This window comes from Paraburkholderia ginsengiterrae (assembly GCF_001645125.1).
GTDB lineage: Bacteria > Pseudomonadota > Gammaproteobacteria > Burkholderiales > Burkholderiaceae > Paraburkholderia > Paraburkholderia ginsengiterrae.
The window spans coordinates 1-1,021 of record NZ_LXKA01000021.1; the positions used below are offsets into that span (position 1 = coordinate 1).

Genomic DNA, 1,021 nt, shown 5'->3' on the forward strand with positions numbered 1-1,021 from the left:
AACGACGTGGGGATCGTCGGTGGCGGCCCGGCCGGGCTGTCCGCGGCGATCCGCCTGAAACAGCTGGCGGCGGAAAAAGGCGCCGAGATCGGCGTCTGCGTACTGGAAAAGGGCTCGGAGATCGGGGCACATATCCTCTCGGGCGCGGTGATGGACCCGCGCGCCATCACCGAGCTGATTCCGGACTGGAAGGAAAAGGGCGCGCCGCTCACGGTGGACGTGACCGAAGACAAATTCCTGTTCCTGACCGAAACCGGCTCGAAAAGCGTGCCGACCTGGGCGCTGCCGGACAACTTCAAGAACCACGGCAACTACGTGATCAGCCTCGCGAACGTCACGCGCTGGCTGGGCCAGCAAGCCGAGGCGCTGGGCGTCGAGATTTTCCCGGGCTTTCCGGCCGCGGAAATCCTCTACAACGACGACGGCTCGGTCAAAGGCGTGGCGACCGGCAACCTAGGCATCGGCAAGGACGGCGAACCCACCGAGAACTTCCAGCTCGGCATGGAACTGCACGCGAAATACACGCTCTTCTGCGAGGGTGCGCGCGGTCACCTCGGCCGTCAACTGAACGATAAGTTTCGGCTGCGCGAGGGCGTCGATCCGCAGGTCTACGGCATCGGCATCAAGGAGCTGTGGGAGATCGACCCAGCGAAGCACAAGCCCGGTCTGGTGATGCACACCGCCGGCTGGCCGCTGGAGAACGACACCTACGGCGGCTCGTTCCTCTATCACATGGACAACAACCAGGTGGTGGTGGGCTTCGTGGTCGGCTTGGGCTACACGAACCCGTACCTGTCGCCGTTCGAGGAATTCCAGCGCTACAAGACGCATCCGGCGATCCGCGCGATTCTGGAAGGCGGCAAGCGCGTGTCGTACGGCGCGCGGGCGATTACCGCGGGCGGCCTGATGTCGCTGCCGAAGCTCACGTTCCCGGGCGGCGCGCTGGTAGGCGATGACGCGGGCTTCCTGAACGCCTCGCGCATCAAGGGCTCGCATGCGGCGATCAAGACCGGCATGCTGG

The 1,021-nt window shown here is 65.0% G+C and carries 1 protein-coding gene; it reads left to right on the top strand.

The window, feature by feature from the left end:
- A partial coding sequence (locus tag A6V37_RS01070) for an NAD(P)/FAD-dependent oxidoreductase (protein ID WP_157447841.1) occupies positions 1 to 1,021 on the top strand: 1,021 nt, incomplete at both ends.